This window comes from Streptomyces thermodiastaticus (assembly GCF_014656135.1).
In the GTDB taxonomy this organism is placed as follows: Bacteria; Actinomycetota; Actinomycetes; order Streptomycetales; family Streptomycetaceae; genus Streptomyces; species Streptomyces thermodiastaticus.
Genome location: NZ_BNBV01000025.1, coordinates 81,360 through 87,359 on the forward strand (window position 1 = coordinate 81,360; position 6,000 = coordinate 87,359).

The 6,000-nt window shown below is 69.8% G+C and carries 6 protein-coding genes; 5 read left to right on the top strand and 1 reads right to left on the bottom strand.

Annotated elements, in window-relative coordinates:
• Positions 1 to 123: 123 nt before the first annotated feature.
• Positions 124 to 1,599 carry an amino acid permease gene (locus tag IE286_RS21085; protein ID WP_189798329.1) on the bottom strand — a complete coding sequence of 492 codons (1,476 nt, stop codon included), beginning with the start codon at positions 1,597 to 1,599 and terminating at the stop codon, positions 124 to 126.
• A gap of 235 nt (positions 1,600 to 1,834) precedes the next feature.
• Between IE286_RS21085 and IE286_RS21090 the strand changes: the two genes are divergently transcribed.
• From IE286_RS21090 to IE286_RS21110, 5 genes are all read left to right on the top strand, one after another.
• A complete protein-coding gene (locus IE286_RS21090) occupies positions 1,835 to 2,320 on the top strand; it encodes a ribose-5-phosphate isomerase (RefSeq protein ID WP_189798330.1) in 486 nt (161 codons plus the stop codon).
• Positions 2,321 to 2,480: 160 nt separating this feature from the next.
• Positions 2,481 to 3,290, top strand: a complete 810-nt coding sequence (locus IE286_RS21095; protein ID WP_189798331.1) for an Fpg/Nei family DNA glycosylase — start codon at positions 2,481 to 2,483, stop codon at positions 3,288 to 3,290.
• 377 nt (positions 3,291 to 3,667) lie between these two features.
• The gene (locus IE286_RS21100) at positions 3,668 to 4,843 is read left to right on the top strand and encodes a PP2C family protein-serine/threonine phosphatase (RefSeq protein WP_189798332.1); all 1,176 of its coding nucleotides are present in this window, start codon (positions 3,668 to 3,670) and stop codon (positions 4,841 to 4,843) included.
• A 181-nt stretch (positions 4,844 to 5,024) separates the two neighbouring features.
• A complete protein-coding gene (locus IE286_RS21105) occupies positions 5,025 to 5,351 on the top strand; it encodes a hypothetical protein (RefSeq protein WP_189798333.1) in 327 nt (108 codons plus the stop codon).
• 81 nt (positions 5,352 to 5,432) lie between these two features.
• Positions 5,433 to 5,747: a pore-forming ESAT-6 family protein gene (locus tag IE286_RS21110; protein ID WP_189798334.1), complete on the top strand. Its 315-nt coding sequence runs from the start codon at positions 5,433 to 5,435 to the stop codon at positions 5,745 to 5,747.
• Positions 5,748 to 6,000 lie beyond the last annotated feature (253 nt).

Consider the following 6,000-nt stretch of genomic DNA (forward strand, 5'->3'; position numbering starts at 1 on the left):
CGCGCGGTGCGGCGGGGCACGACCGGACGCGGTCACCGCACACGCACGAGAAGGCCCCGCACACGCACGAGGAGGGAGCCCCGCGGGGCTCCCTCCTTCGTTCTGCGTCAGGGCGGGACCGGGTCAGTCGCCGGCCGCAACCTGCTCCCGGTCGGCTGCCGCGGCCACCGGAGGACGGCGGCCGGTCAGTCTCTGCTTGACCACGGCGATCACCAGCACGATCGCCGCGACCAGCAGCGACAGCAGCACGGTTTCGCGGCCGTCGTGCTCGGTGTCGGTCAGCATGTATCCGAAGACGCCCAGGATCAGAGCGGCGGCCGCCCACGTCAGATAGGGGTACAGCCACATCTTCACGATCAGCTTCTCCGGGGCCTCGCGCTGGATGATGCGCCGCATCCGCAGCTGCGACAAGCAGATCACCAGCCACACGAACAGGGCGACGGCGCCGGAGGAGTTGACGAGGAAGAGGAAGACGGTGTCCGGGAACTCGTAGTTGAAGAACACAGCGAGGAAGCCGAAGGCGACCGAGACGAGGATCGCGGTCCTCGGCACACCCCGTGCGGTGGTGCGGGCGAACGCCCGCGGGGCGTCCCCGCGCTCACCGAGCGAGAAGGCCATGCGGGAGGCGGTGTACAGGCCGGAGTTGAGACAGGACAGCACCGAGACCAGCACGATGAGGTCCATGATCTGGCCGGCGTGGGGGATGCCCAGGGAGTCCAGCGCCGCGACGTACGAGCCCTTGTCGGCGATCGTCTTGTCGTCCCAGGGGATCAGGGAGACCACGACGAAGATCGAGCCGAGGTAGAAGACGGCGATCCGCCAGATGATGCTGTTGGTCGACTTGGTGACCGCGCGCTGCGGGTCCTCGGACTCGCCCGCGGCCAGGGTGGCGATCTCGCTGCCCATGAAGGAGAACACGACGAGCAGCACACCGGTGAGGATGGATCCGGGGCCGTGCGGCAGGAAGCCGCCGTGGCTGGTCAGGTTGGAGAAGGACGCCTGCTCGGCGTGGACGCCGGGCAGGATGCCCAGGACGGCCAGCAGACCGATGACGATGAACGCGGCGATCGCGACGACCTTGATCCCGGCGAACCAGAACTCGAACTCACCGTAGGAGCCGACGGAGACCAGGTTGGTGGCGGTCAGCACCACCATGACGATGAGGGCCCAGCCCCACTGGGGGACGGCCGGGACCCAGTCGGCCAGGATCGCCGCGCCCGCGGTGGACTCCACGGCCAGCACGACGACCCAGAAAAACCAGTACAGCCAGCCGATGGTGAAGCCCGCCCAGCTGCCCAGCGCACGGTCGGCGTGCGCGGAGAAGGAGCCGGAGGTCGGGTTCGCCGCGGACATCTCGCCGAGCATGCGCATCACGAGCACGACGAGGGCACCGACGAGTGCGTAGGAGATCAGGATGCCGGGTCCGGCGGTGGCGATGCCGGTGCTGGAGCCGACGAACAGACCGGCGCCGATGACACCACCGATCGCGATCATTGACAGATGACGGTTCTTGAGTCCGGCCTGGAGCCCGGATCTGTGGGGTGAGGCGGGGATCGCCTGGCCGCTTCCAGCCTTCGGCAGGGTCGGCTGCGAGGTCATGGACAGTTTCCTTTACGCCGGGTGAGCGGTAACCCGTACGAGCGCGCTGCACGAGCTGGTCCAGTGAATCTGAGGCCACCGGATTCGTGAACCTTCGAAACGTAATCGTTACATGAGGTTCTCTTGAGGTTCGTTGTTTCCATCACAATCGCTTGCGTCATGTGATATGTGGGCCCACTCTTCGGCAGCCGCACCCGGCATGTCCTCGGTGATTGGGCCGTGCCACACTCGGACCATGCGCGTGTATCTCGGCTCCGACCATGCGGGCTTCGAACTCAAGAACCACCTCGTCGAGTGGCTGAAGGCGGCGGGGCACGAGCCCGTCGACTGCGGGCCGCACATCTACGACGCCCAGGACGACTACCCGCCCTTCTGTCTGCGCGCGGCCGAGCGCACGGCCGGCGACCCCGACTCCCTCGGCATCGTGATCGGCGGCTCCGGCAACGGCGAACAGATCGCGGCCAACAAGGTCAAGGGCGTCCGCGCCGCCCTCGCCTGGAGCGAGGAGACAGCGGCCCTCGGCCGCCAGCACAACAACGCCAACGTCGTCGCGATCGGTGCGCGCATGCACTCGGTCGAGGAGGCCACCACGTTCGTCGAGGTCTTCCTCAACACGCCGTTCTCCGGTGACGAGCGCCACATCCGCCGCATCGACATGCTCTCGCGCTACGAGACGACGGGCGAGCTCCCGCCGATCCCGGCGCACCACCCGCAGCAGTAGGTCACGACAGTGTGAGCGGGGCGCCCGCCGGGGCGCCCCTTTCACCGGCAACGGGGAACTCGGGCCCCGGACGGCACGCAACGGGGAACTCCAGCCCCGCACGGCGGGCAACGGGGAGCCGGCCCCGGACGGCAGGAACGGCAGGAAAGGACACCGCACCGTGCCGGAAGGGCACACGATCCACCGCCTGGCCCAGGACTACGCGGCCCGCTTCGCCGGCCGGCCCGTGACCGTCACCAGCCCCCAGGGCAAGTTCTCCGACGCGGCCGATCTGCTCACCGGGGCAGTGCTGACCGGTACCGACGCCCACGGCAAGCATCTGTTCCTGCACTTCAGGGACAGCGACTGGGTCCACATCCACCTCGGCCTGTTCGGCAAGGTCACCTTCGGTGACGCCCCCGCGCCGCCGCCCGCCGACACCGTCCGCCTCCGCCTGGCCTGCCCCACCGCCTACGTCGACCTGCGCGGCCCCACCACCTGCGCTCTGATCACCGACACCGAGAAGCAGGCGATACACGACCGTCTCGGCCCCGACCCGCTCCGCGCCGACGCCGACCCGGCCGCCGCCTGGGCGCGCATCCGCCGCAGCCGCACCTCCATCGCGGCCCTGCTGATGGACCAGAAGGTCATCGCGGGCGTCGGCAACGTCTACCGCGCCGAGGTCCTCTTCCGGCACGGCATCGACCCCTACCGCGCCGGCAAGGACATCACCCCCGCTGAATGGGACGCGATCTGGGCCGACCTCGTGACGCTCATGCGCGAGGGCGTCCGCGCCAACCGTATCGACACCGTCCGCCCCGAACACACCCCCGAGGCGATGGGCCGCCCGCCCCGCGTCGACGACCACGGCGGCGAGGTGTACGTCTACCGCCGGGCCCAGCAGCCCTGCCACGTCTGCGGCACCGAGATCCGCACGGCCGGCCTGGCCGCCCGCAACCTCTTCTGGTGTCCCGCCTGCCAGCAGCACTGACCCCGCTCCCGCCGCCGTGCCCGTGCCCGGCTCCGCCGCCGGCTGCTCCGCCGACGCCGCACGCGGGCAGGCGCGCGCCGAAGCACATCGCGCCGCCGGATCACGTCACCGGACCCGGCTCCGCACCGGCCGCCCGGAATTGCCGCATACGCGCCGGATGTGAACCCCCGCCGAGCGGCACCGCACCTGTCACCGCACGCGACCGCCCCGCGGACGACGGATCGCCCGCAACGGGACGATACGGCACGAGGTATGAGATATCCCGGCCGCCGCTCGATGCGTCGTCGTCCGGATTCATGTGAAGTCCAGCCTCGGACGGGGGATAAGTCGGACCTCCTGTGCCAAGCGGCGGCTTTGCTGGATAGGGTCCCGAACTGATGGCAGCAGGACGAGGGCCGCGCACGGCGGCCGAGACGTTCCCGGCCCGGGTCAAGATGCGATGGCACCGGGCCCGCGTCAGCCTGCGCCGGGCCGCCGTCGACTACTTCCGCGGCGACGGCTCGGACTGGATCGCCTTCGGCGGACTGCTGCTGACCATCCCGCTGCTCGCGGCCCTGACCCTCGTCGACTCCGTGTGGTTCTCGCCGGTGACGCTGGTGCTGCCCATCGTCGTGGGCGGCCTGCTGCTGCGTCCCGCGAGCCTCCTCGGCCTGTACGCGGCCGCCGCCGCCGCGCTGATCGTGGAGTCGGTCCGGCTCGGCCCGTACACCGAGGGTCCCTCCCGGGTGACACCCGGCGTGGTCCTGGCCGTCGCCGCCTGCGGGTTCATCGGACTGCTGATCGCCCAGTTCCGCAGCCGGGTCGGCGTGCCCTGGCGGCGCGGCGGCACGATGCTGTTCGACCTGCGCGAACGCATCCGCGTGCAGAGCAAGCTGCCCGTGCTGCCGGCCGGCTGGCACCACGAGATGGCGCTGCGCCCCGCAGGAGGCCAGTCCTTCTCCGGCGACTTCGTCGTCGCGGCCCGCACCAACGGCGGCCGCACCCTGGAGGTCGTCCTCACCGACGTCTCCGGCAAGGGCATGGACGCCGGCTCACGCGCCCTGCTGCTGTCCGGCGCCTTCGGCGGACTGCTGGGCAGTCTGCCCCCGCACGCCTTCCTGCCCGCGGCCAACGGCTATCTGCTCCGCCAGGACTGGCAGGAAGGCTTTGCCACCTCCATCCACCTCGTCCTCGACCTGGACTCCGGCGACTACGAGCTGTACTCCGCGGGCCATCCGCCGGGGCTCCAGCTCAGCGCCGGCACCGGCCGCTGGGAGGAGAAGGCCGCCGAAGGCCCTCTCCTCGGCGTGTACGACGGGGCGCAGTTCGACCCCGTCAAGGGCTCGCTGCGCCCCGGCGACGTGCTGATGCTCTTCACCGACGGCCTGGTCGAGACGGCCGACCGGGACATCGCCGAGGGCATCGACCGCCTCACCGGCGAGGCCGACCGGTACGTCGCCGGCGGCTTCCAGGGCGCCGCCTGGCATCTCATCGAGGCCGTGGCCAAGGACGTCAACGACGACCGGGCCCTGCTGCTGATCTGCCGTGACAGCACGGCGACGGCATCGAGGTGACGGCCCGGCACACAGAGCGGTGAGAGTGGCAGGTGGGGGCCATTTGTGATGCACCTGTGGACATCGTGGCCCCGATCACCCACAGTGGCTTCGGTCCTGATAGCAATGTTCCAGCCATGCCGTGGCCGCGCAAGCGTGCGGCCCACGGTCCACATGATGTGAAGGGGGAGGAGAGTTCGGCGTGAAGTTCGACATGGGTGCGCAGACGCTGTCGACGCTGATGAGGGATTCGCGGGGGTCGAGCGACGATCTGGGGGCGTTGATCCGTCAGCTGGTGCAGGCCGCACAGCCGTTGGAGGGGAAGTTCAACGGTGCGGGTCGGCAGGCGTTCGATCAGTTCAAGGCGCACGCGGACGGGATCACGCGGGAGCTGAATTCGTCGCTGGCGGCGATCCTGGGTGGCCAGTCGGGCATGGAGTCGGCGTTCTCCTCCGGTGACCAGGAGCAGGGCGAGAACGCGCGGCAGCAGATGAGCGCGGCGAACTTCGACGCCGCGCGGTTCCGCTGAGCCGGCCCACCGGCCGCTGCTGCGGTCCAGATGTCTGTTGTTCGATAGCCGTTCGGGTTCTTTGACGGGGAGTGGTGTGTGATGGCGGGTGCTGGCAAGGATCGTCGGTCGTACGACACGACGGCGTCGGCGGATGTGCAGGGGACGCTGCAGTCGGTGATCGGCCGGCTGGAGCAGGTGATCGGTGAGCGTGACCGTCAGGTGAAGGCGGCGATGGCCGACTTCACGGCGGATGGTGTGGCGGACGAGTACCACGGCAAGGAGCAGCGGTGGAACCGTGCGTCGCAGGAGGTGCGGAACATCATCCAGCTGGTGAAGACGACGCTGGAGAAGAACGACGCGACCGCGCAGTCGACGCTGGCGAGGGCGAAGGCCGCGGTCGACAACATCGGCTGAGGTTTCCATCGACGACGGATCGGTGACCGGGCGGCGGCCGGCCGGCTCAGAGGCCGGGCCCGGCGTTCGGTCACCGTCCGGTGTGCAGAATTCCGCGGGGCCGGCCGGGTGGCCGGCCGTCGGTGGTCCGCCGGCCGAGCAGTCGGCGGGACCGTGGTGTGGATTGTTCCGGGTTTCGGGGGTTTGTGGGTGTCTGGCTGGGATCTGAAGCCGCAGGGTATTTCGCATGTGCTGAAGACGACGGGTGAGTCGG

Coding starts and splice junctions, on each gene's coding strand:
- IE286_RS21090 (WP_189798330.1), top strand. CDS start 1,835: ATGCGCGTGTATCTCGGCTCCGACCATGCGGGCTTCGAACTCAAGAAC.
- IE286_RS21110 (WP_189798334.1), top strand. CDS start 5,433: ATGGCGGGTGCTGGCAAGGATCGTCGGTCGTACGACACGACGGCGTCG.
- IE286_RS21085 (WP_189798329.1), bottom strand. CDS start 1,599: ATGACCTCGCAGCCGACCCTGCCGAAGGCTGGAAGCGGCCAGGCGATC.
- IE286_RS21100 (WP_189798332.1), top strand. CDS start 3,668: ATGGCAGCAGGACGAGGGCCGCGCACGGCGGCCGAGACGTTCCCGGCC.